Source organism: Micromonospora sp. C51, from assembly GCF_018070435.1.
In the GTDB taxonomy this organism is placed as follows: domain Bacteria; phylum Actinomycetota; class Actinomycetes; order Mycobacteriales; family Micromonosporaceae; genus Micromonospora; species Micromonospora sediminimaris.
Genome location: NZ_JAGPXQ010000025.1, coordinates 43524 through 68382, shown reverse-complemented (window position 1 = coordinate 68382; position 24859 = coordinate 43524). Strand labels below are relative to the sequence as shown.

General features: G+C 70.5%; 18 protein-coding genes. 8 read left to right on the top strand and 10 right to left on the bottom strand.

From position 1 onward, the window contains the following. The first annotated feature begins 11 nt into the window (after nt 1-11). On the top strand, nt 12-1007 hold the full coding sequence (locus KBX50_RS22295) for a helix-turn-helix domain-containing protein (RefSeq protein ID WP_210939460.1): 996 nt from the start codon (nt 12-14) through the stop codon (nt 1005-1007). On the opposite strand, the gene KBX50_RS22290 is transcribed toward KBX50_RS22295, so the two are convergent. From KBX50_RS22290 to rpsD, 6 genes are all read right to left on the bottom strand, one after another. Next, on the bottom strand, nt 994-2952 hold the full coding sequence (locus tag KBX50_RS22290) for a copper resistance CopC family protein (protein WP_210939459.1): 1959 nt from the start codon (nt 2950-2952) through the stop codon (nt 994-996). The two genes, KBX50_RS22295 and KBX50_RS22290, sit on opposite strands and share 14 nt — an antisense overlap. A 119-nt stretch (nt 2953-3071) precedes the next feature. After that, entirely contained in the window at nt 3072-4094 is a 1023-nt protein-coding gene (locus tag KBX50_RS22285; protein ID WP_210939458.1) for a hypothetical protein, read from the bottom strand. An 87-nt stretch (nt 4095-4181) separates the two neighbouring features. Next, entirely contained in the window at nt 4182-4814 is a 633-nt protein-coding gene (locus tag KBX50_RS22280) for a hypothetical protein (protein WP_210939457.1), read from the bottom strand. A gap of 36 nt (nt 4815-4850) precedes the next feature. Further along, nucleotides 4851-7262 carry a family 43 glycosylhydrolase gene (locus tag KBX50_RS22275; RefSeq protein WP_374224696.1) on the bottom strand — a complete coding sequence of 804 codons (2412 nt, stop codon included), beginning with the start codon at nt 7260-7262 and terminating at the stop codon, nt 4851-4853. A gap of 90 nt (nt 7263-7352) precedes the next feature. Next, nucleotides 7353-9722: a glycoside hydrolase 43 family protein gene (locus tag KBX50_RS22270; RefSeq protein WP_307871038.1), complete on the bottom strand. Its 2370-nt coding sequence runs from the start codon at nt 9720-9722 to the stop codon at nt 7353-7355. A gap of 265 nt (nt 9723-9987) precedes the next feature. Beyond that, complete coding sequence (gene rpsD, locus KBX50_RS22265; protein ID WP_247674213.1) at nt 9988-10596, bottom strand: 30S ribosomal protein S4; 609 nt, start codon at nt 10594-10596, stop codon at nt 9988-9990. Between the two features lie 48 nt (nt 10597-10644). Between rpsD and KBX50_RS22260 the strand changes: the two genes are divergently transcribed. The 6 genes from KBX50_RS22260 (at nt 10645) to KBX50_RS22235 (ending at nt 15525) form a co-directional block, all read left to right on the top strand. Beyond that, nucleotides 10645-11355 carry a DUF2470 domain-containing protein gene (locus KBX50_RS22260; RefSeq protein ID WP_210939452.1) on the top strand — a complete coding sequence of 237 codons (711 nt, stop codon included), beginning with the start codon at nt 10645-10647 and terminating at the stop codon, nt 11353-11355. A gap of 43 nt (nt 11356-11398) precedes the next feature. Then, nucleotides 11399-12220, top strand: a complete 822-nt coding sequence (locus tag KBX50_RS22255; protein ID WP_210939450.1) for a hypothetical protein — start codon at nt 11399-11401, stop codon at nt 12218-12220. 118 nt (nt 12221-12338) lie between these two features. After that, nucleotides 12339-12758, top strand: a complete 420-nt coding sequence (locus KBX50_RS22250; RefSeq protein ID WP_210939448.1) for a helix-turn-helix domain-containing protein — start codon at nt 12339-12341, stop codon at nt 12756-12758. A gap of 29 nt (nt 12759-12787) precedes the next feature. Then, nucleotides 12788-13534, top strand: a complete 747-nt coding sequence (gene modA, locus KBX50_RS22245; RefSeq protein ID WP_210939492.1) for a molybdate ABC transporter substrate-binding protein — start codon at nt 12788-12790, stop codon at nt 13532-13534. 3 nt (nt 13535-13537) lie between these two features. Continuing rightward, on the top strand, nt 13538-14383 hold the full coding sequence (locus KBX50_RS22240; RefSeq protein WP_210939447.1) for an ABC transporter permease: 846 nt from the start codon (nt 13538-13540) through the stop codon (nt 14381-14383). Next, on the top strand, nt 14380-15525 hold the full coding sequence (locus KBX50_RS22235) for an ABC transporter ATP-binding protein (RefSeq protein WP_210939443.1): 1146 nt from the start codon (nt 14380-14382) through the stop codon (nt 15523-15525). Before KBX50_RS22240 ends, KBX50_RS22235 begins: the two co-directional genes overlap by 4 nt. Before the next feature lie 70 nt (nt 15526-15595). On the opposite strand, the gene KBX50_RS22230 is transcribed toward KBX50_RS22235, so the two are convergent. Further along, entirely contained in the window at nt 15596-19810 is a 4215-nt protein-coding gene (locus KBX50_RS22230; RefSeq protein WP_210939441.1) for a HEAT repeat domain-containing protein, read from the bottom strand. Nucleotides 19811-20021: 211 nt separating this feature from the next. Here KBX50_RS22230 and KBX50_RS22225 point away from each other — a divergent pair, with 211 nt between their 5' ends. Next, the gene (locus tag KBX50_RS22225) at nt 20022-21062 is read left to right on the top strand and encodes an SCO2521 family protein (RefSeq protein WP_210939439.1); all 1041 of its coding nucleotides are present in this window, start codon (nt 20022-20024) and stop codon (nt 21060-21062) included. Here the strand turns inward: KBX50_RS22225 and KBX50_RS22220 are convergent, their stop codons facing one another. The 3 genes from KBX50_RS22220 to KBX50_RS22210 are packed head-to-tail and all read right to left on the bottom strand — an operon-like array spanning nt 21063 to nt 24802. Next, nucleotides 21063-22031, bottom strand: coding sequence for an SCO2522 family protein (locus tag KBX50_RS22220; RefSeq protein ID WP_247674212.1), 969 nt, complete (start codon nt 22029-22031; stop codon nt 21063-21065). Then, nucleotides 22031-22960, bottom strand: a complete 930-nt coding sequence (locus KBX50_RS22215; protein WP_210939437.1) for an SCO2523 family variant P-loop protein — start codon at nt 22958-22960, stop codon at nt 22031-22033. The genes KBX50_RS22220 and KBX50_RS22215 overlap by 1 nt, the downstream gene beginning before the upstream one ends. Then, nucleotides 22961-24802 (bottom strand): SCO2524 family protein, encoded by a 1842-nt coding sequence (locus KBX50_RS22210; protein ID WP_210939435.1) that lies wholly within the window; start codon nt 24800-24802, stop codon nt 22961-22963. It abuts the gene before it with no gap. Between the last annotated feature and the right edge of the window lie 57 nt (nt 24803-24859).

The window sequence follows — 24859 nt, the reverse complement described above, 5'->3', positions numbered from 1 at the left end:
GGGGGCGAAACATGTCGCTGTGGCGGGTGCCGGTGGATCTGCTGGCGGGCAGTCGCTTCGTCATCTCGCCGATGACGGACACGGTGGCGGCGTTGAAGGCGCTGCACCTCCCCAGGCACCCGTGGCAACACTCCTGGCAACGGCCGTACCTCGGGGCGTACCGGCGGATGCTGGCGCGGCGGCCGGTGCTTCCGGCGCTGCTGACGGCGGCCTTCGCGCCGCGGTGGATCGCTGATTTCCTCACTCTGCCGCCCGCGACGGCGTCGCCGACCTTCGCGGAGGAACTGGCCGTCGTCGCCGCCCGCTCCGACGAGCGGATCCGCGCCGACCTGCGGGCGACCCGGCCGGGACCGCTCGCCGAGGTGCTGTGCCATGACGGTCTGACCGAGCAGGTGGTGCACCTGCTCGACTGGGTCTGGACCCACACGGTGCGCCCGGAGTGGCCGGAGCGGGAACGCCGGCTGCGGGCCGACGTGGTGGCCCGCACCTCGCGACTGAGCGCCCACGGGTGGGCGGGCCTGTTCGCGGACCTCAACCCCGGGATGCGGTGGTTGGGCGACGGCTGGCTCCAGGTCAACGACCACCCCGCCGCGCCGCTGCCGCTCGACCGGGCCGCACAGCTGGTGTTCGTCCCGGCGCACTGCGCCAAGGGCTGGGTGGTGTGGGACCAGGACCGGTTCGGCATCGTCTACCCGGCCAGCGGCATCCTCGCCGAGGTGTCCCCGCCCACGCCGAACGGGTTGGACCGGCTGATCGGCCCGAACCGCGCCGCCATCCTGATCCGGTTGGGCACGCCGCTGAGCACCTCGCACCTGGCCGCGCTCACCGGGCTGTCCCTGGGCGCGGTCGGTGACCACCTGCGGGTGCTGCTCGACGCGGGCATGGTGACCAAACGCCGCTCGGGGCGGGAGGTGCTCTACTGGCACACCCCTCGTGGCGCTGCCCTGGCGGCCGGTGATCCGGTGCCGGCGGATGTCCGGGTGGACGAGGACGTCAGGCCAGATTGATGGTGAACGCCGCGGTGTGCACCTTCCCGTCCACCTGGAAGTCGAAGAACGCCCGGTAACGGCCGGCACTGGGCGCGGTCAGCCAGAACTTCACCGCGCCGTCGACCAGTTCCGGCTCCGGATGGACGTGCAGGAAACCCAGGTCACCTTCGCGCACCACCACCAGATGCCCGTACGCGCCCAGGTAACGCTCCAGCTGCACCGGCTCGGTCGCCCCGTCGTGGTCGACGCGGAGGGTCAGCGGAACGGTCATCCCGATGGTGGGCGTGCCGGCCATGGACACCGCGTACGGACCGGTCGTCGTCTGCGGCTGCGGCGGGGGCAGCCCGGCCGGTTGGTAGTTGCCCGGCACCTCGTGGTCGACGCCGAGCACCAGCGGCAACCCCTTGCCGTCAGCCGTGGTCACGGTGAAGTCCGCGTAGATGCGGTAGCCGCCGGGTCGGGTGAGCTTCAGTGGCACGCTCCAGGTGCCGTCGTCCGCCATCGTCGGGTGCAGGTGCTGGTATCCACCGAGGTCACGGCCGACCACGATCATGTGCAGCGGCTTGTCGTGCACCACCGCGAAGCGGGTCACCGGCTGCCCGTCGACCCCCACCACCCGGAACCGGTAGTCGCTGGTCGCGCCGGCCGCCTGGGAGCGCAGCACCGGCTTCAGCGTGTACCCGGCGACGCTGACCGTCGTACCGGTGGCCTGGTCCTGGCCGTCACCCGGATGTGAGTGCGGGCCGGTTCCCGGCCCGTGCTGGTGTCCGTCGCCGGCCGACACCGCCTGCGCCGCGTCTCTGGTGCCACCGCCCGGTGCCGCGCCGGGTGGTGGCGCGGTGGTGGTGGGTTCGTCGGCGGTGCCGATCCGGCCGAGGGCGAACCCGGCCAGCAGCGTCAGGACGAGTCCTCCGACCAGCAACGCGAGACGCGTGTCGCCGAAGCGGTGCCACCCGCCCGTCGACGCGGATCTGTCTGCCGGTGTCTCGGGGACGATCGGTGCGGCGGCTTCCGCAGGTTCGCCGGTCGCCATCGTGGTGGTGGCCACCGCGCGCTGAGCCGGGGCCGCCGCCGGCACCGTGGCGGCCTTCCCGCCTCGCCGAGCGGCCGGGACCACCGCCGTGCGTCCACCACCCGTGGCACGCCGCCCCTTGGTCTTTGTGGTCGGCTTGGCGCGAGGTCGGTTGGCAGCGGACCGGCGTACCGCCTTGCGACTCCGCTCGACGCGGGCCGGACGGCGCTGCCAGGCGAAGAAGCCGGCGACCGCGGCCACTACCACGACCACGGCGGCCCAGCTCAACGGGCCGATGCCGTCCGAGTCGTCCGAGGTGGGCGGCGCGGCGGCGACCGACGGGACGGGTGCCGTCGGGGCGACGGGGGTGGTCTCGCCGGCCGGCTGCTGCGATCCGGTGTCTCCGTGCTGCTCGGCGGCGGCGAGCAGCGACGGATCCGGCTGACCGGTGGGCGGTTGCCAGTCCGGTGGCGCGGCCGTCGGCTTACCGGTGTACCGGAAGGTGACCGTGCCGCGTACCGGGTCACCGTCCGAGGCCACCGACAGGTAGCTCACCGAGTACTGGCCGGCGGCGGGCAGGTGGGCGAGGGCCACCACCGCGGGAAAACCGGTGGTGTACTCGCGCGGCTCGAACACGCCGTCGACCAGGAAGTACTCCCGCACCGGACGGTCCAGTGTGCGGGGTTCGCCGTGCGTCCAGCCGTTGTCGACCCGAGCACCGCCCGGCGCAGTGATGGTGAAGTACGCGTCCTCGCGGACCCGCTCGGTGAAGTAGAGCTGCACGGCCGTCACGGCTTCGTCGACGGTGGCACCCTCGGCCGGTGTGGACATCGCCAGGGTGCCGTGGGCCGCGGCGGGCGTGGCGGTCCCGAGGAGGACGGCGCTGGCGGCAAGGGCCAGAGCGAGTAGACCGGCGGCGACGCGGCCGTGAGCCCGAGGGAGATGACGCATCGAATCATCCTCGCGATGACGCCGCTTTCTGCAATAGGTCCTCATCTTTTTGTTCAGATGGGAAAAGTTCTGGTCGTCCCGACCGATACCGGAATGGTGGTCCACCGCTGTCATCCTGATCACTCGGCGACGCGCACGGACTCGCGGCCCTCGGCACGGGCCTGTTCGAGCAGCCAGGCGAGCTTCCGACGACGTCGGCGGGTGACGGTCCGCCAGCCCACCAGCAGCGTGCCGATCAGTACGCCGAGGACCAGCTGTGGCCAGGGCAGCGTCCACGCGGTCACGGTGATGGTGGTCGGCCGGACCTCAGCGCCGGCCGGATCACCGGAGACGACCGTCGGGGTCACCTCGACCGTGGTGGCGAGCCGTCCCAGCCCCCAGATCCCACCGACGTGGGCCTCGACCTGCCGGCCGTCGCCCGGCAACAGTTCCGGCACCTCGGTGGACACGCTCCGGCCGGCCAGGCCGAACAGCTCGCCCACCCGTACGACGCCGTCACCGGTCACCGCGACGTTGCCGCTGTTCTGCGCCGTGAACGTCAGGTGGACATCGCCGGGGGCGAAGGGATTCCACGACCTCTCGTACCTGACGCTGAGATCCTCGACCGCGACCGTGGCGGTGACCGTGCCGCTGGCCCGCAGCATCACCCGGAACCCGACCCTGCTCTGCACCGCCACCGTGCCCCCGGTGCTGGTCACCGTGGCCGCGACACCGGCCGGATGATCCCCCGGCGTCGCGTCCGGCGGCACGGTGATGGTGAACGGCACCACAGTCGTCTGTTTCGCCCCGACGGTCACCGTCTCGGGCAGCGTGATCCAGGTTCCACCGTCCACCGACTCCTGGCCGGAGGTCAGCATGTTGAACCGCCCCTTGTCGGTCAGGTAGCCGTCGGCGGCCTGCAACGCGAAGACCACCGGTGCGTCGCCGAAGTTCCGCACCGCCAGGTGCTCGGTCAGCACCGTACCCGGATCCAGCGTGTGCTCGATCCACCGACGGCCGTCCGGTCCCCGCGCGTCCGCCGGCTGCACCGCCCAGGTCACCGTCGCATCGGTCGGCTCCGCCGACGCGGCGACCGGTGCGGGCAGCACCATGGCCGACATCGCGACCAGCACCGCCCCCCACCGCGGCAGGAATCGGATCATCACAGTCCTTCGAGGTCGGAGAGTACGGACCGGGGGCCGCCGTACGGCGACCCCCGGGTGTGCGGTGGCGTGCCACCGCACCGGCCGTCACTCGAACAGAGACAAGGTCAACGTCGAGGTGTACGAACCGGCTGCGACATCCGCCGGGGTGCGCAGGAACAGGTCGGCGTCGACCGAGTACGCGTCTCCGGCCACCGCACCCGACTCGAACGTCGAGACCAGCAGCTCCTGGTCGACCAGACCCACGTTGTTCCCCGGCTGCGTCGGCTCGTCCAACACCGTGACGACCTCTTCGCCCGCGCTGACCAGTCCGGTGTCGCCACCGTCGAGCAGTCGCGGCTTCCAGCCCAGATGCCCGGCGGCGATCGGCGCCTGACCGGCGCTACCGACGAAATCGGTAGCGCTGCCCAGCACCGCCCACGCCGCACCCTCGGGTGCCTCGTCGGCCGTGCGGGTGTCGGTGACGGTGACCGTCGGCAATCCACCGACGAACTGGCGTACCAGCAACGTCGAGCCGTCCTCGGTCAACGCCACCGAGTCGCCGGCGATCGACATCGCCAGCACTCCCGGCTCCTGAATCTCCTCGATGTCGACGGTGACCTCCACCTCGCCGTTGTCACCCGGCTCGGCCTGGGCCGGCGACGACACCACCGCCGACCCGACCAGGAGGACGCCCGCAGCCCCCGCTGCGACCAACCGCTTGCGATTCCATGTGCTCATTCGTTGCTCCGTTGTCGTCAGTGGATGAAGTGCAGGTCAGGCGCCACAGTCGGCAGCGGGATATTCGGCGGTGCGTACGGTGGTGCCCTCGACACCGTCGGCGGTGACCCGGACAGTCGCCACCCCGGCCGGCACCTCCGACGTCCGCGCGTTGAACTGCTGGTACGCGTTGGCGCCGGGTGCCACCCCGGTCACGGACCGCTGCCCGTACGCCGTCTCCAGCACCACGTCCACCGGCGTGTCGTGGTCGTTGCGCGCCTGCACCGCCAGGTACGCGTTACCACCCACGCACCGTGCCTGGGCGCTGACCGTCACCGGCACCTCGGCCCCGGCCTCGAAGGCCCAGGTGTCCAGTTCGAAGAGGTCGGCACCCTCCGGCCCGGCGTAGGTGAAGTACACGTCGTGCACGCCGGCGACACCGTCGAGTTCGGCGGTCAGTTCCGTCCACTCGCCGAGGGGCGCGTCGACCGGGATGGTCGCCACCACCGGCGCGGTGACCTCGCCCAGTCGGATCTGGATCGATCCGCCGCTGGCGAGCGGTCGTACCTTCGCCGTCACGCTGCGGGCGCCGTCACCGAAGTCCACCGACGACAACGCCGTCCAGTCGCCGTCGTCGATGTCACGCACGACCAGGTTCGGTGCTGCGTCGCCGAACTGCGCGGACCCGCCGTCGACCTTGGCGGTCGCGACGCCCTTGCTCCAGCCGAAGGTCTCCGCCTCGAACACCCGGTACGGGTCGAAGTCACGGACCTGGTCGACACCGGCGTAGGTGCCCACCACCTGCTGGATGGTGCCGTCCGGGTTGAAGGTCAGCTCCTGGATGTGCGGGCTGCGGTACCCCTGGGTGGTGCTGCCGTTGATGCGCTTGTTCAACGTCGGGGCGTGGTACGTGAAGTAGTGCCTGCCCTCGTACTCGAAGACCGACTGGTGGTTGTTGCCGCCGGTGCCGGCGCCGAAGAACTGCGACTGGTTCGGGAACAGCACGCCCGCATAGGTCTCCTTCGGCCATTCCATCGGGTCGTCGGAGATCATGTAGCCGATCTGACCGCCGCCGGGGTAGCCGGGCAGTGGGGTCTGGTTGCCACCGAAGTCGTTGCCACCGAAGTGCGACGAGTACGACAGGTAGTACTTGCCGTCGCGCTTGAACACCTGGGCCGCCTCGAAGGCCACCGGGGCGTCCACCACCGCCGCCGTACCCTCGGTCGACACCATGTCGTCGCCGAGCTCGATGACCCGCAGGTTCTTCGGGTTGTTGAAGCGCTCGGCCGGCGGCATGCTTGTCGACGCCGGCCCACCACCGAAGTAGAGGTACGCCTCGCCGTCGGAGTCCACAAGCGGCGCGGGGTCGAACTTCCAGGCGACGTCCTCGGCGCCGGGGGTACGGCCGTCGATCAGCGTGCTCGTCCGCTCGCTGGTCCATGGACCGACCGGCGAGGCGCCCGTGATCACGTTGCTCGAACTACCGTTGTTGGCGTAGTAGAGGAAGAACTTCTCCTCACCGCCGACCACCTTCTTGGCCATGCCGGGGGCCCAGGAGTTGGCGGTGAAAGGTGCCACCCCGTTCGGGCCCGCGACCTGGATCTCGCCGTGGTCGGTCCAGTTGACCATGTCCGTCGTGGAGATCACGGTGATCTGGTTGATGTCGCCGTAGTTGATGCCCGGCGAGACCCCGGTGACCGGGTCAGGCGCGTAGCCCTGGGTGTCATTGGTCAGGTACAGGTACACCCGGCCGTCGTGCACGAACCCGAAGCCGTCGGCGCCGAACTTGTGCCCGATCAAGGGGTTGTGCTCGCCGGGTAGCTTGCCGACGACCTCGATGGTCTTCGACGGCGCGGGCGGCGGCGCGGCACCGACCACCGACACGCCGTCCAGCTTGAAGTCCATCAGATGCACCTCGGGGTCCGACGACGGGGTGCTCGTCCACGGCGTCTCGAAGAACAGCCGGGCCGTCGAGACGTTCTGTCCGGCCGGGATGGTGAAGGTCCCGTTGAACTCCGCCCACTGGCCCTTGGTGGCGATGACGCTGACCAGGTTGGTGTAGGTCGCCGCGCCGTAGTGCATCGTGGCGAAGAACTGCTTGGTCGCCGGCCCGTTCGGGTTCTCGTACTTGATCCGGGCCGTCAGGGTGTAGCTCTGCCCGGCCTGCACCCGGCCGCTGAGGTCCTGCATCGGGCCGGACCCGGTGGTCGCCCGGTTGGTGACCAGCACGGCGTTCGAGCCCGCGTGGGCGTCCGCGGTGAGCGACAGAGTAGCGCTGTCGGTCGCGTTGCCGTTGTTGACGAACCAGCCGGTGAGACCGTCCTCGAATCCGCCGTTCACGACGAGATCGGTCTCGTCCGCCTGGGCCGGCGACCCGGCGACGAGCCCGGTCGCCAGCATCAGCCCGACCGTGACGACAGCGGCGGCCCGACGTAGGGCCGCCCTTCGCACGCGATGTGTCACTGACATCCTCCTTGATCACTGCGGTGGATCCGGGGGTTCGGCACCGACGGCCGGCCCGTGCCGGTCCAGCCGTCCTGGTCGTCGGGCAGGGGCGGCTCAGCAGTCCGCGGCCGGGTGGTTCGCGGTACGCACCGTGGTCACCGTGCGCCCGTCGACCGACCCGGTGACCCGGACCGTCACGCTGCCGGCGGACACCGCCGGGGCGCGGGTGTTGAACTGCTGGTAGGCGTGGGCGCCGGGGGCGACGTCCGGCACCGACCGCTCGCCGTACGCGGTCTCCAACACGATGTCGACCGGCGCGTCGTGGTCGTTACGGGCCTGCACGGCCACGTACGCGCTGCCACCGACGCAGCGCGCCTGCGCGTTGACGGTCACCGGCACCTCGACCCGGTCGGCCCGGAGTACGCCGAGTCGGGCGAGCTGGTAGCTCAGCGCCCGCTCGGGTGCGTCGATCTGGTTCTGGGTGCCGAACCCGTCGGCCCGCGCCGCCTGCGCCTCGGCCAGCCGGGTGCGCATCACGGCCCAGGCGTCGGCGGGATGGTCGGCCTCGTCCAGCGACCCGGCGTAGGCGATGGCGGCGTCCAGCCGGCTGGTGTCCAGTGGTCGGCCGTGGGCCGTCAGCGTGTCGCTGAGCAGGAAGTGGTCGAAGTCGACGTGCCCGCCGGCCTGCTCGGTCGCGTAGTTGAACAGGCCGACCCGGTGCCCCATGAAATGGGCGAGACTGCCGTCCAGCGTCTGCGGGCCGACCCGGCTGCCCAGTTGCGACCACTGACGCCCGTCGAGGCTGTAGTGGAAGGTCGTCCAGAGCTGACCGGTGGGCGAGGCGAAGTCCAGGTCCGCCTTCAGGTGCACCTCGGTCGCCTCGCCCAGCGGCGCGGTGCTGCTCGGCAGGAAGTTCTCCAGCGTCGCCTGGTCCAGGTCGACCGCGAACGGTTGGCCCCGGTTCACCACGCCGATGGTGTTGACGCCACCGGTCCGCTTGACCGCGACGTACGAGAAACCGCGGTTGTAGGCGGCCAGACCGGCGACGTCGCCGTCCTTCATCCCGGAGATGTCCATTCTGGTCTCTACCGACTGCCGTGGTCCGAACGTCCGCTGCGACAGGGTGTTGCGGGCCTCCTCGAACCAGGCCAGTTCGGCGCGGTTGGCGAGTTTGGTGTAGACGTAGTCGCCGGTGACGACCTTGCCGGCGGTGAGTCGCAGCCATCCGGCGCGGTCGGTCAGCGACCAGTACCGGTTGTCCGGGGCGTGGTTCCACTGCCACGCCAGGTCCAGCCGCGACCCGTTCGGCGCGATCTCCTCCGCGCTTCCCGGCGGCGGCGTCCACTGTTCGTCCAGATAGGGCTTGTGCGGCGCGTCGTTGGCGAAGTCGTCGGAGACCACGATGCTCTGCTGCCGGGCGAACAGTTCCTCGGCGGGGCTGAGCCGGATCGGTTTGGCGAAGGTGCCGTCCACCGCCACCACCCCGTCGGCGCCGAAGGTCGGCCAGCCGTCGGACCAGGTGGCCGGAATGAGTGCCGGGATGCGACCGATCGGGAACGTGTCCCGGAAGAACATGCCGTACCAGTCCGTCGTCCCGCCATCGCGCGCGATCGGCACCAGGCTGCCCTGCGCGAATCCGTTGGAGTTCAGCACGCCGCGCGCCTCGTAGGTGTTCACGCCGCCGGCCGCGGTGTAGCGGCCGAGCAGTTCGCGGGAGCGGAACATGACGACCTGCCGGCCCTGGCCGGAGGGCCAGGTGATGATGACCGCGTAGTACCAGCCGTCGATGTGGTAGAACTGGGCTCCCTCGAACAACCCGCCGATGAACGGCTGACCGGCGTAGTCGCCCGCGGTGAAGATGTTGGGGTAGTCCGCGGTGATCGCGGTCAGGTCGGCGTTGAGCCGTACCGCGCTGGTCCCGCCGGAGCCGTAGAAGATGTACGGCGTGCCGTCGAGGTCGAAGAAGAGCGAGGGATCGTGCAGGCCCCGGCCCAGTGCCGTGCGCTGCCACGCCCCGTTCTCGATGTCGTCGGTGCGGTAGATGTACGCGCCGCCGAGGTTGTTGGTGTTGAACGCGACGTAGAAGACGCCGTCGTGGTAGCGCAGCGACGAGGCCCACTGGCCCTGCCCGTACGAGTTCTGCCCGTTGCGTAACGAGAACGAGTCGCCGACGCTCGCCCGGTTGAACACGTAGTTGACGATCTCCCAGTTCACGAGGTCGTAGGACTTCATGATCGGTGCACCCGGGCTGAGGTGCATCGTCGTGCTGATCATGTAGTAGACGTCGCGGCCCTCGTCATTCTCGGTCGCCGGCACCCGTTCCACGCTGATGTCCGGCACGTCGGCGCGCAGCAGCGGCACGCTGTAGGTGCCGTCCCCTCGGTCGGTCGAGGTGTACGACGACGGAGGTGCCCACTCGTCTGCGGCGTGCGCCACGCCACCTGGGGAGATCGCGGCGGCGCAGAGCAGCATGCCGGCCGTCACCAGTGGGATCCGTCGTGGCGGGCGTGGGGCAGGAGGGCCGGCAGACACCTGCATGGCGAGGCTCCAGACGCGAGTGTTACGGGAGCCTCCATGCTGTTAGCGCTAACATAGATCGTCAAGACCTTGGCCGAGATCGATCCGAAATATTCGTGAAACAGCGCCGCCACCGACCCGGCGCAGGAGGTCCAACAGGGACCGGTCACCGATCCCGGACGGCGCCGCCTCCACTGAAGGCGGGGAGCCGGCCGGGCGGCGGTGCCACGGTTCAGCGCGAGTAGTACTCCACGACCAGTTGCTCGTCGCAGAGGACCGGCACCTCGGCGCGGTGCGGCAGTCGGGTCAGCCGCGCGGTCAACCCGGACAGGTCGACGTCAAGGTACGCGGCCGGGCGCTGCGGGGCGTGGGTGCCGGCCGCGGCGACGACGAAGGGCGTCTTGGCGCGGCTGCCCTCGCGTATCGCGAGCACGTCGCCGGGGCTCAGTCGGGCGGACGGCCGGTCGAGCCGCTGGCCGTTGACGTTCACATGCCCATGGCTGACAGCCTGGCGGGCCTGGTAGATGGTGCGGGCGAAGCCGGCCCGCAGGACGAGCGCGTCGAGACGGCTCTCGAGGTCGATCACCAACTCCTCGCCGGTCTTGCCCGGGCGGCGCACTGCCCGGTCGAACGCCCGCCGGAGCTGACGTTCCCGCAGGTCGTACTGGGCCTTCAGGCGCTGCTTCTCCAGCAGGCGGACCTTGTAGTCGCTCTCCTTGGTGCGCGAGCGACCGTGAACTCCCGGCGGATACGGCCGTCGCTCGAAGTAGCGCACGCACTTGGGGGTCAGCGGGATGCCGAGCCGGCGGGAGCGCTTGATCTTAGGGCGGGACTGGTTCATCATCACCTCTCTAGTAAGGTAAGGCTAACCTAAACGGAGGTGGGAACGTTGGGCAAGGCACTCCCGGCGGTGACGACCAGCACCCCGGCGGAACGGCTGCGTACGCTGCTCGCCGGCACCGGGTCACTGACCCTGCGTACCCCCACGCACCGCGCGAACCTGGTCGGTCGGCACACCGTCGCCGCCGACGGGCGGCTGCGACTCGCCCTGCCCGCCCGGACCGAGGTGGCCCGGCAGTTGCTCGACCTGGGCGAGACACCCGCACAGATCGAGCTGACCGATCTCGTGCCGTTTCCCGTACGCGATCGGGTCCGCGCCCGCGCCACCCTGACCGGCTGGCTCACCCTCGACGAACTCCGCGGTGGCGACGTGACCGCCCGGCTCGACCTGGCCAGCGCCGACCTCATCGACCCCGACGGCGACGCCAGCGTGGATCCGGACGCACTGGCCGACGCGCGGCCCGACCCACTCGCCGCGCACGAGGCCGAACTGCTGCGCCACCTGCACCGGCATCCGGATGCGATGCGACGCCTGGGCCGACAGGCCGCCGCCGGCCTCGGCGTCGACGCCCGGTCCGTCCATCCACTACGACTCGACCGGCACGGGATCGTACTGCGCCTGGAGTTGCCGGCGCACCACCAGGACGCGCGGATCGGCTTCGTCAGCCCGGCCAACGGACCCCGGGACGCGGCGGCGCACCTGGCCCGTCTGATCGGCGCCCACCCGTCCTGCCGGGCCTGCGTCACCGCCCACCGGTAACGCAGCACCGCCGTCCCGACCCACCTCCACGAACGGAGCCTCGATGCAACCCAGCCGAGCAGAACTCGCCCGCACTCTGGTCAGCAGCACCAACCCGGCCACCGTCGTGGCGGGAGACCTGCCCGCCGTCGCGGGAGTACGACACGGCGCCGACGATGACGGTCGCGTCCTGCTGCTCTGTCACCGTGGCGACCCGCTCGCCACCAGGCCCCACGACGTGTGCGTGCAGATCGCCGACGAACCACCACTGCCGTTCTCGCCCGCTTGGGGCAAGGTCCGGGTGAGCGGTCGGGCAACCCCGCTCGGTGGAAACGCGGCCCGGGCCGCCGCCGACTCGATCGCCGTCACCCTGCCCGATCCCGACCTGCTCGACGTCGGCCACGACACCGTCATCGTCGAGGTCGTACCGAGCCGCGTCACGCTGCTCCCCCGTCGGGCCGAGCCGGACGAAGCCCACCAACCCTCTGCGCCCTCGGCCTCCGATGGGCCGGATGGCCCGGTTGTCGACGGCTCGTGGATTGGCCGGCACGACGAACTCGCGATCGATCTCGCCGACTATCGCAGCGCCGATCCCGATCCGGTGGCACCGATGGAACGCCCGTTCCTGGTCGATCTGGTCGACCATCACGGCCCGCAGCTCTACCCGTTCCTGCGGCGGCAGCTGGTCGCCTCGGGGGTCGACCTGCCCGCCGACTGCCTCCCGTGCCCGCTGCGGCTCGACCGGTACGGACTGCTCGTCTCCGTTCCCGACGGTGACGAGACCGCCTGTTACCGGCTCTGCTTCACCCCGCCGCTCGACGGTCAGCAGGACCTACTGGACCGGCTGCACTCGGTGCTGTTCCACCACCGCTGCGACCACCGCTGACGAGCACCGACAACCTCGGCTGAACACCGCAATTGCGAGTCGATAAGCGACGTAAGGCACGCAGATTCGAGGAGATCTCTTCTCCAGGCTCGTAGCTGCATGGCGTAGGGTGAGCGCCGTGACGATGTTTCGCATGGGCGAGGCGGCCGAGCTGCTGGGGGTCAGCGCGGACACGGTGCGGCGCTGGGTGGATGCCGGTCGTCTCGCCGCCACCCGCGACGAGCAGGGACATCGATTGATCCACGGTGTCGATCTGGCCGCCTTCGTCCGGGCGCAGGCCGACGACCCGGTCGACCGGGCCGACGAGTCCTCGGCCCGTAACCGGCTCCGGGGGATCGTCACCGCCGTGCTCAAGGACGCCGTGATGGCCCAGGTGGACATTCAGGCCGGCCCGTTCCGGGTGGTGTCGCTGATGAGCCGCGAGGCCGTCGACGACCTGGGACTGTCGGTCGGCTCGGTGGCGATCGCGGTGATCAAGTCGACCACTGTCGTCGTGGAGCGACCGCCGACCAACGCGGACCGGAGTAGCGGCTCGTGACGGCCCGACGCCTGGCCCTGGTCGCCGCGATGACGGCGGTCGCGCTTGCCGGCTGCGGCAGCGGCGAGACCACCGACCCGCGACCGCAGGGTGGTGCCTTGACCGGTGACGTCACGGTGTTCGCCGCCGCGTCGCTCACCGAGTCGTTCACCCGGATCGGCGAGGACTTCGAGGCGGCGAATCCCGGCGTACGGGTCACCTTCAGCTTCGCCGGCAGCTCCGCCCTGGCGAACCAGATCAACCAGGGTGCCCCGGCGGATGTCTTCGCCTCCGCCTCCCCCGCGAACATGACGACCGTCATCGACGCCGGCGACGGCGACGGCAACCCGCGCATCTTCGTCCGCAACCAGCTCGTGATCGCGGTACCGGACGGCAACCCGGGCGGGGTGAACGGCCTGGCCGACCTGACCCAGCCGGGCGTCAAGGTCGCGCTCTGCGCCGAACAGGTCCCCTGCGGCGCGGCGGCGGCAAGGGCCCTGGACGTCGCCGGGACGGAACTCACCCCGGTCACGCTGGAACAGGACGTCAAGGCGGCCCTGTCCAAGGTACGGCTGGGCGAGGTCGACGCGGCACTGGTGTACCGCTCCGACGTACGGGCCGCCGACGAGGACGTGGACGGCATCGAGTTCCCCGAATCGGCCGGGGCGATCAACGACTATCCGATCGTCGTGCTGAGGAACGCCCCGAACCGGCCGGCCGCCCGGGCGTTCGTCGAGCAGGTGCTCTCCGGGCCGGGCCAGGCCGTCCTCGCCGCCGCCGGATTCCAGGCCCCGTAGCCGATGCCCCGGCCTGACCAGGTGACCGTCGCGCCCGTCCGGTCCGCGCCACCGCCACGATCCAGGCGCACCGGTCGGGTACCCGTCGCGTTGCTGCTGCCCGCCGCCCTCGGCCTGCTCTTCCTGGTACTTCCGCTGGCAGGTCTGCTGATCCGTACGCCGTGGAGCACCCTCCCCCAGCGCCTGACCGAGCCGGGGGTGCTCACCGCGCTACGGCTGTCCGTGCAGGCCGCCACCCTCGCCACGCTGCTCTGCCTCGTCCTCGGAGTGCCCCTGGCCTGGCTGCTCGCCCGCATCGACTTCCCGGGCCGCCGGCTGGTACGTGCCCTGGTCACCGTGCCGCTGGTGCTGCCGCCGGTGGTCGGTGGCGTGGCTCTGCTGCTCGTCTTCGGCCGGCGGGGCATCCTCGGCGGCTGGCTCGACAGCACCTTCGGGTTCACCCTGCCGTTCACCACGGCCGGTGTGGTGCTCGCCGAGGCCTTCGTCGCGATGCCGTTCCTGGTGATCGCCGTCGAGGGCGCGCTACGCGGCGCGGACGTCCGGTACGAGGAGGCGGCGGCGACCCTCGGCGCGGGCCGGTGGACCACCTTCACCCACGTCACGCTCCCGTTGGTCGCCCCGGGCATCGCCGCCGGAGCGGTGCTGTGCTGGGCCCGGGCGCTCGGCGAGTTCGGCGCCACCATCACCTTCGCCGGCAACTTCCCCGGCCGTACCCAGACCATGCCGCTCGCGGTGTACCTCGCCCTCGAAACCGACCTGGAGGCGGCGATCGTGCTCAGTCTCGTCCTGCTCACCGTCTCGGTGGTGATCCTCGCCAGCCTCCGCGACCGCTGGCTCGGCAGCTCATGACCGCCGATCCGAACTCCCCCGGCGTCGATCCGAGCCCGCCCGGCGATCCACCACCCGGCCGTGCGGTGCTCGACGCCCACCTCGTCGTAGACCGGGGCACCTTCCGACTCGACCTGCCGCTGACCATCCGCCCCGGCGAGGTCGTCGCTCTCCTCGGGCCGAACGGCGCCGGCAAGACGACCGCGCTGCGGGCCTTCGCCGGGCTGCTCCCGCTCACCGACGGGCACCTCAGCCTCGCCGGCCGCCACCTCGATCATCCCGGCCGGCGGATCTGGACTCCGCCCGAGCAGCGCCCGATCGGCGTCGTCTTCCAGGACTACCTGCTCTTCCCGCACCTGACCGCGCTGGACAACATCGCGTTCGGGCCACGTCGACAGGGCCTCGACCGGCAGCGGGCCCGGCAGCGGGCCGCGGACTGGCTGGCCCGGGTCGGGCTCGCCGACCACGCCCGGCGCAAGCCCCGGCAGCTGTCCGGTGGGCAGGCCCAGCGGGTGGCCCTGGCACGGGCCCTCGCCGTCGAACCGGCCCTGCTGCTGCTCGACGAGCCACTCGCCGCCCTCGACGCCCGTACCCGGCTCGACACCCGCGCCCAGCTCCACCATCACCTCGCCAACCACCGCGGCGCCACGCTGCTGGTCACCCACGACCCGATCGACGCCGTCGTCCTCGCCGACCGGCTGGTCATCATCGAGGACGGGCAGGTGGTGCAGGAGGGCGACGTCGCCACCGTCACCGCCCAGCCACGCACGGACTACGTCGCCCGCCTGGTCGGTCTCAACCTCTATCGGGGGCACGCGGACGGGCACCACGTCCTGCTCACCGACGGGTTCCACCTCGTCACCGGCGACCAGCACGTGGGTGCCGTCTTCGTCGCCTTCGCGCCGTCGGCCGTGGCGCTGCATCCCCGTCGCCCCGACGGCAGCCCCCGCAACACCTGGCCGGCCACCATCAATGGCATACAGCGCCACGGCGACAACCTGCGGGTGCAACTCGACGGCCCGGTCACCGTGGCGGCCGACATCACCCCGGCCGCCGCCGCCCAGCTGCACCTGGCACCCGGACGAACGCTCTGGGCCGCCGTCAAGGCGGCCGAAACCCGCGTCTATCCGGCCGCGGTGGCACCCGCCGACGCCGAGCCGTAGCCTGACCGGTCGCGGGACACCCTCCGCGGGCCCGACCAGCGACATCGACCATGGGCGAACGGACCGCCGATCACGGAAAATCGTCCGGGCTGGTGCCGGGTAGCGTCGCCAGCAGTTGACCGGCGAGCCCCCGTACCGTGGGGTCGGGCTGGCCGGCCAGTCGGACGAGCAGCGGCCTGGTCCGGGTGTCCTCGCCGTAGTGCCGGGCGAGCGCGAGCAACGCGGTACGGCGGATCTCCCAGTCCTCGTCATCGACCAGCCGCATCAGCAGCTCCCGTACCCCCGTCCGGTCGGCCAGATTCGCCGCGAGTTGCTCCGCGGCCCGGCGGCGTACCTCCAGCGCCGGATCGTCGCGCACCAGACCCACCAGCAGCACCCGGACCTCCGGGTCGTCGCCGAAATGCTCGCCGAGCGCGGCGGCGATGCGGGCCCGGATCGCGGGATCCCGGTCGGCCAGCCGGCGCATCAGCCGCAGCGTCACCGCCATGGCGGTCTCACCTCGCGCGATCAGGCAACACACCGCCGCGTCGAAGGCCGCCGGATCGGTGTCGGACTCGATGCACTCCAGCAGCACGTCGGTCACCACGTCCGGGCCACCGTACGCGCTGAGGGTCTCCACGGCGGCGAGTCGGATGCCGGCGTAACTGTCCCGGCGTGCCCGCCGCGACAGCGTCTCCACCAGCCCGTCGCTGCCACCGGCACGGGCCAGCGCCTGCGCGGCCGCCCGCAGCACGTTCGGATCGGGGTCCCGGCGGACCTGCTCGGCGAGGCACTCCACCACCGCCGGGTCGAGCGGCTCGCCGAGGCGGGCCAGGCTGCGGGTGACGCGGAGTCGGACGATCGGATCCCGTTCCCGCGCCGCCCGGCTGATGAGCAGTTCCTGCGTGGCGGGCCCGAGCAGCGGCCGACCGGTGAGCAGGTCGACGGCGGCGAGCCGGACACCGGCGGTGGGGTCCTGGCGGGCCCGTTCCAGCAGCAGCTCGCCGGTGCGGTGATCCGGGTACGCCTCGGCCAGCGCACGAACCGCAGCGAGCCGCACGGTCGCGTCGTCGTCGGTCCGCGCCGCCTGCACGGCGACCGCCCAGCCACTGTCGTCGACCCGGTACCGGTCGGTCAACGCCGCCACCGCCGCCGCCCGCACCGACGCATCCTCGTCCTGCTCGATCCGGTCCACCAGCCGGTCCCGGCACCGCCCGTCCGGGTCGTTGACCAACACCAGTCGCTGTACGGCGACGGCACGGACCCGGGCCGAGGCGTCCGAACCGGCCAGTTTCAGCAGCAGCTCGGTGCCCTCCGCGCCGACCCGCCCCGGCAGCAGCTCGCACACCAGGCAACGCCGCACCTCGTCATGGGAGTCACCGGCGATCCGGGAGAGGGCACGCCCACGGGCCGTCTCGCTCTGCTCGGGAAGGGTGAGCAGGCAACGCAACGCGGACTGCACCACGCCGGGGTCGGTGTCGGTGGCCAGCAGTCGGTGCAGCGTCTCGGTGACGTCGGGCAGGTCGAGACAGCGTGCGGCGAGCACCGTCACGGCGGCCCGCCGTACGCCGGTGTCCCGGTCCTCGGTCGCCCGCGTCAGCAGCAACCGTCGAATGTCCTCGGCCAGCTCGGACCGTCCGCCGAGGGACTGCACGGCGAGGGCCCGGACCGCCGCGTCGGCGGAACCGGCGAGTTCGCTCAGCGTCGCGACCAGGTCACCGGCGGCACCGAAGTTGGCGACCAACGCGCGTACCGCGGCCTGGCGGACCGCGGTCGAGCCTTCTGCGCGGGCCTGTGCGAGCAGCAGGTCCTGACAGTGGCGGCGGCTGCGGCCGGTGTCGTCCAACCGTCCGGCGGCCTCCGCTAGACCGGCGACCAACGCGATCCGCGCCTGCCGTTCGCGTCCCTGGCCGAGTTCCCGGACCAGCAACTCCTCCAGTTGCTCATCGGCGGTGGACAGCACCGCCGCCGACCGGGTGGCGAAGGTCGAACCGGAACGCCAGCTGGTGCGCACCCCGCGGCGGCGGTACCAGTGCAGAAAGACGGCCCGGCCGGGCCAGTGCGGTCCGAGCGCCCGGATCGAGGAGAGCAGTTCCTGCTCGGTGACCTCGACGAGGTTCGGATCGTCGGCGGAGATGCCGTGCTCGATCAGCAGCACGACCTGGCGGAGCACCGCCTCGCCGGCACCGGCCAGACCGGCCGGCTGCGGTGCCTCCGCCACGCACTGCGCGGCCAGGACCAGGTTCCATGGTGCGCTGGGCAGGTTCAGCGGCGGCCACGGTCGGTTGACCTCGGTGGCCAGCAGGGTCACCAGCTCGTTGGCAACCTCGGCGGGCAACGCGCTGGCGACCAGCCGTAGCACCTCCCGCCAGGACGGATCTGCCCAGTTATCGCGGAACAGCGCACGCAACTGGTCGATCCCCCAGGTGTCCGGGTCATGATCGAACCTGTCCACGATCTCCTCGGCACAGAAGAACTCCAGAAACGTACGGTGCACGAACCCGAACAGGCGCAACCCGTACCGTTCCAGGATGAAGCTGCGCTGGCGTAATTTGTCAATCATCGAGTACGCCATGGCGTGCGCGCGGTCGTTCTCGAAACCGTAGAACTCCACCAGGTGGTCCCGGAAGATGCGCGAGAGTTCATCCGCCTCGATGTAGTTGCCGGCCGGCCCCGACTCCCGGCACTGCATCCAGAAGGCCAGGTGGCGCAGCAACCGCAGCTTCGCCTGCGGATCCAGCGGCGGTACGTCGCCGTGGCTCTCCCGCAGTTGCTTGGTCACGTCCCATTCGGAGATCAGCACGTCGGTGACGTGCGCGTAGAGCCGGCGACGGTTTCGGGGCAGCGGGCGGTCCCGACCGACGATAGCCATGAGCATCAGCAGCAACGGATTGCCGGCGATCTCGTGCATCGCCCGGGATTGCCGCACCACGTCGAGGATCTGCCGCCGCTGCCGGTCCGCCTCGACCGACGGGGTCGGCACCACGTACTGGTACCAGTTGCCGAGGAACCGCGCGATCCGCTCGTCGTCGAGATCCTCCAGGGTGAAGTGGTCGAATCCGGCGTTGGCGAAGGTGTGCCGGAGGTAGCCGGCCGCCCGGGAGGTGACCACCGTGCGCACCCCGGGGTACTCGTTGGCGAAGGTGGCGATCTGCCCGGCCATCTCCTCCCGTTGCGCCGGATCGAACACTTCGTCCAGCCCGTCGAAGAGGAACAGCGCCTGCCCGCCCTGCCGCAGGTACGCCTCCAGCACGTCCCGGTCGATCCCGGCCAGCCCCTGCTGGTGTCGGTGGCCGACGTAGTCCAACAACCCGTCACATCGACCGTCCCCGCGATGGGCGGCATACGATCGCAGCTCGATCAGGACGGGAAGGTATCGGTCCAGCGCCGCCAGCCGGGGTTCGTCACAGACGCCAGCCAGCGCGAGGGCGAGGTAACGTGCCGCCGCCGATTTGCCGGAACCGGGATCGCCGAGCAGCACGATGGCCCGCCGCGCCGGGTCACAGACCACGTCGAACAGCGCCGAAGCCTCCTTGGCCGCGTACTCCTCCCAGAGCCGTTCCACGTCCCTCGGGTCCACCACGCCGGGCAGCGCGCCGGCGTCACCGTCCGGCCCGGAGCCCGCCCAACGCCACCAGGCCAGCGGCATCTCCGGCCGGGCGTCCTCATGCACCCGTGGCTCGACGAACACGTTGGACAACCCGACGGTGAGGTAGCCGATGGTGGGCCGGGGCGCGACGGCGTCCAACGGCACCGTGTGATACCGCAGCCGCAGTTGCTTGTGGTACTGGCTGCGGACCGCCTCCGGCAGGTGGGTGTCGGGGTCGCCGGGCTCACGCGCCGGTGACCGGCCGCTGCGCACGTCGGCCAGCGCCACGGTGACCTTCGCCGACAGATCGTCCACGCTGGAGAAGAAGGCGCACAGGTGGCGCTCCTTCAACTCGTTGCGCAACGCCACGATCTGCTGCCAGTCGCCGTTGCGGTCGATCATGTCGACCGGCCAGGGCGTGTCCTCGGCGACCAGGAAGATCAGGCATGGCTTGCCGGCGGCGAGTGCCTCACGGTACTCCAGCTCGGTGATCGAGGACTCCTGACCCGGTGGCCGGTAACCGTAGCGCCAGGCGAAGAGCCCGACGTAGAGATCACATCGGCGTACGTCGGTCAGACAGCGTTCCAGAGGTGGACGGGCATCGGCCCCGTACGCCTCCATGGCGACGTCCTCGATCTCGAGGCGACGCGCCACCGCGTGTACGGCCGCACGGTATTCCAGCAGGTCCTTTTGGGTGGCTGAAATGTAGACCTTCATCGACGGCAAACTCCAGGGGTGGCTGGCGACCGCATTCTTCAAAATATCAGTCGTCGTCACATCCATCCGGCCCGTGAAGGCCGCACCCGGGTCACATATCGGCTTTCCCGCCACGGATGGGCCTATGATGGCCGCGGGACGGATTCGATCCGGTCACCGGCCACAGGTCCATGCCCGCCGGTGTCCCCCGTGGTGCCGATGCGGAGGAACCATGCTCACGGTGGGCGAGGTGCACACCAGCCTGCTACAGCACAGCACGGCGCTGGCGCAGGACCAGAGTGCCGAGGTACTCAGCCTGGTCGAGGGCGAGGCGGTGCTGACCTCCCGACGTCCGTCGCTGTACGCAGTCTCACCCGACGTCCGTACCGGTGTGGACTGCTGGCTGCCGAGCGCGAAGAACCGCCAACTGCGCGGAGTGGGCGCGGTGGTCACCCGGGCCGTCATCACCGGCGGTCGGATCGTGCAGGCCTCCTCCATCATCCAGGTCGTCGCCGGGGAGCGCCGCCGGCCGTGGTCGCACTACCTGGCCAACTCGGGTGTGCTGGAGACGGTCGGCAAGCTGGACGCCGACGACCTGACGAGCGGGTTCCTGCACGGCAACGCCGCCGACGTGCTGAACCTGGACGCGATCACCGGCCGGGTGCTCGACAGTGTGCAGATGTCCGACCTGTTGGACCGACGTCCACCACTACGTGCGGCGCGTACCCGGCTGCGGTGGACCGCCCAGGTGCATCAACAGCCGGGTGAGAACGCCACGGCGGACGTGGCGGTGGACTCACCGACGCTGCGTACCGTGCGACTCACCGTGAGCCCGCAGGACGTGCCGGCGGCGGTCGCCGGCCTCTGCGAGGATCTCGCCCTGCACGACTGGTTGCTCACCATGCTGTCCGCCCTGGTGGAAGCCGCGGTGACCCGCGCCGGCTCGACGCAGGAACACATCGAACGGCTGCGGCCGGTGTTGGAGCACCTGTTGCATCTGTGGCTGCCCGGTGCCCGCGTCGACCCACGGCTGCGGCCGATCTGGGACCGGCTGGAGCAGGTACCGGGGTTCAGCCGGCAGTGGCAGTCCTCGGTCAACTGGATCCGGGATCAGATCACCGTCGGCAACATGGCCATCCTGCGCGACCTGGCCGGTCGGGCGGCCGTCGGCCAGCCGTGTGGGCCCGCCACGCTCACCGAACCGTTCTCGAGCGCCAACCGGGGCCCGTCGGATCGCAGGGTCGGTCGCGGTGCGCAGGCGCCACGCGGCTGATCAGTCGCCGATGAACACGTAGCTCAGCCGGTCGACCAGTTCGTCGGGCAGTTCCAGGCCCTCGCTGCCGGCCCGCTTGGCGACCTGCCGCGCGACCGCGGGTGGCACCGCCACCTGCCCGAGGATGGTCCGCACGGCCAGCTCGACCGGGAGGTACCGGGTGTCCATCATCGTCACCGTGCGGTACCCGCAGAACGGTGTGGCGTCCGGATTCAGCTGGACGATGGCGGGGAGGCGGTCCCAGTCGGTCGGCAGCGGCTCGTCGGCGGGAAGTCGGTACGGCTGGGTGATCGTCTGCCCCCGGTGCCGCAGCACACCCAGCCGGGTCATCTGCCACACCGAGGCCAGCAGCGCACAGGCCCAGACCCGGCGGTCCGGTTCGCCGGACCACAGTTCGATGTCGACGAAGATGGAGTGCGGCGCGTCGCCGGACTGCAGCGGCGGTGACCACGGTATCGGCAGCGTCATCGCGGGCGCGTCGGCGTGCCCCGGCGAACGCTTGCCGTTGGACAGCCAGCCCGACTCACTCAACGGTGGGCGGCTTCCCGTGGTGTTGCGTGGTGGCTCCACGACCAGGGTGTCCACCACCAGCCGGGCCAGTTCGACGTCGTCGTATCGGGCGAAGCTGGACTCGCGGGCCACATAGTCGAGCACCAGCCCGTGCTCCGCCGCGGCCTGCTGCACCTGCGGGATCACCTCGCGCGGCGTGGCGAACCGGTGGAAGTAGTCGTCGACGAGGAAACACGTGCTGATCCTGGGCTGCCGGTGCGGGCGCAGCCCTCGGCGGGCCAGTGCCGGAATCGCCTGCGCCCAGTCCGCGATCCGGGCGAACTTGCGCCGTAGGTCGCGGCATCCGTCGCCGAAGTCCTCGGCGTAGACGTGCCCCAGCTCGACCGAGAGATGCGAGTACGGCACGCTCTCCGTCCGGCGTACCGCGGCTGCCTCCTGAAACCTGACGTCCACGCTCATCACACGGTCTCCCATGCGGTATCGTCGAAAAGATTCTTGGTCAGCTCCACGAAGGCGTCCACGGTCGCGGCGTTGGCGATCTTTGCCTGCACGTCACTGTCCGAGATCAGCTGCTCGCGCCATTGCAGGAGTGGGTCCAACGGCACCGCGCCGAGCAGCGTTGTCTGACCGAGGCCCCGCTTGCTGGCCTGTTCTTTCAGTTCCGCGTGGCATTTGCGCAGAAACGCCTGCTGCGCCAGGTCGAGATGGCCGACCTCCGGCCCGCGTGAGTCGATCACCGCGGTCCGCACGAACCGCAGTGACTCCCGTAGCCGGTCCGGCTCGTGGCCGTACTCCTTGCCCATGGCAAGGATCCCGCCGGCCTCGAAGGCGAGATCCGCCGCCGCCGTCACGTGCTGCGGTGTCCAGCGGTGAAAGACCAGCCACCGCGCGGTCACCTTGCGCAGGGTCCGGTTGGCGGTGGCGGCCAGCGCGATCTGGCTGGCGTACGAGCGACCGGCGCTCAGATCCACCAGGGTCAGGTCGAACTCCTCCTCCAGCCGGAGAAAGAGCTTGGCGCAGCGCCGACCGATGTCGTCGGTGAAGCCGAACTCGCTGCCGTTGCGCTGCCCGGGCAGCAGCACCAGCGAGCTGGAGCGGGGCGGTCGTTGGCGCAGGCTGACCCGCTCCGAGGTACCCCATACGTCCAACTGCTCCGGCGACGGGATCTCGCCGCGAAGGTAGCGGTGCAGGCCGCCGCCGTTCGGGCCGGCCCCCTCGATGCCGTTGGTGGCCTGGGGGATCTGGAACGTGATGCCGGCGGTGGGCGAGCCGAAGTCGTAGTCGAGGTAGCAGGTGGAGCGGCCGGAGAGCGCGCTGCGGTAGGCGATGTTGGCCGCGGTCACCGAGCGCCCGGTGCCACCCTTGTGTGACGTGACAAAGACCAGCATTCAGATCCCCTCGCTGGCCTTCTGTTGGCCGGTGGTGATGTCGTTCAGCTGTAGCAGCAGGGTGCTGGCCAACGCGGCGGCCGTGCCCGGCTGATCGTCCACCAGCGACTGCGCGCGGCGCAGCGTCGCCCGGATGCTGCGCATGCTGCGCTGCATGGCCTCGCCGACGAACGTGCCGCTCATCAGCTCGCGGTCGAACACATACTCGGCTTCGTCGATCAGGTCCTGGGCGTAGGCGGCAAGGTTGACGGCGCGGGGGAACGGCCGCTCCCAGAGCAGCTGACCGGCATTGACCAGGGCCTGCACGACCCGTTCGGTCAGGTACCAGGAGGGCGCCTCGGGCAGCGGAGCCAACCCGGGGAACGCACCACCGGCGTGATCCCACAGCCCTCGGTGCCGACCATCGGGAATGCGCCGCAACAGGAGGTGCTCCCACACCTCGTCCGCGAGTTCGAGCAGCTCGCTGCGGTGCCGGGCATTGTTCAACAGCCCAGCGACGGTGGTGGCCCGCTGCAACAGGACCGTGGAGAACTCGTTGACGTTCCACGTCATGATCGGCTTGGAGGTGGCGTCGTTCAGGGTCACCTGCTTGCCTGGGGCGTGCACGACCAACGCGGCCTCGTTTGGCGAGGCGCGCCGGGTGATCCGGCCTCGCTGTGCCAGCTCCACCAGCACGTTCCCGATCCGCCCGAACTCCTCGTCACCGCCGCGGCCGCTGGCGACCAGCCCTTTCACCGCCAGCGACGTGGCCTGCAGGGTGTAGTAGTCGGTCCGGTCGCCGTCGGTGGTACGCCAGGGAATGTCCTCGATCGGCCACCGTCGCCGGTTGCCGAAGGTGGCCACCGTCGCCCAGTACCTCCGGGTCAACTCCCAGCGCAGTTGCAGGATCCGGAACAGGCGCTGCTGTTCCTCGTTGAGCAGGCCGAGCAGGCGGGTACGTTCGGAGTTGAGGTCGTCGATGGCGTCCACCGCGATGACGGTGAAGTACAGGTAGGGAGCGTTCTCGGCCGAGCCCTCGCGTTGCGGTCCGATCGGCTCGGTCGTCGTCACCTCCTCGGCGCCGGCGATCGTCCCCCACGACCAGCCGCACTCGAAGAGCATCTCGCTGTTGTCCAGATCCTCGGTGACCTGACCGGATCCGACCACCACGTTGCGCAGGCTCGCCATGGTGTCCCGCAGCTGCGCCCGCAACGCGGTCACCACCTCACGGCGCGGCAGCTCGTCCTGGTTGACCATGTCGCAGAGTCGGACACCGAACTCGTCGGTCGCGGCGAAGACCGAGGTGCTGAAGCTACGCAGCAGCCCGACCATGGCCGCGGTCAGCCGGATGCTGGCCATCTCCTCCAGCTTGTTCAGCTGGGCACGCAGATCGGCTCGCTGGGTGGAGGAGCGGTAGATCTTGACGAAACCGATGGTCGCCAGAGTGAGCGTGACCGACACCGCGAACGAGTCGACCACGTCCATGGAACGCTGCTCGTCGGTGAGGTCCGGACCACCCTCGACCGGGGTGAGGTAGCTGCCACCACCAAAGGTCGGCGCGCCGCTGTCGTCGGTGTAGCGGACGAAGTACTCGGTCATGATCTTGACCAGTCGGCGCGGAATCTCTATCGCGCCACCGATCGCGCCGAACGCGTCGATGACCTCCTCGTCGATCCGGTCCGGATCGTCGAGCGACAGCACCGGGATCTTGGTCGCCGGCAGCAGCAGGGTCAGCAGTTGCTCCGCGTCGCTGATGGAATTGGACCCGCTCCGGCCGCCCCAGTCCCATTCGCCGTTGCGAAGACAGCTACGCACCGTGGCCCGCCAGATGTCGAGAATCTCCTGGCGCGGCTGCATCCGCATGGTCCACCACCGTCTGCTGTAGTCGTCGAAACGGAGCTGCTGATGTTGCCTGATCCA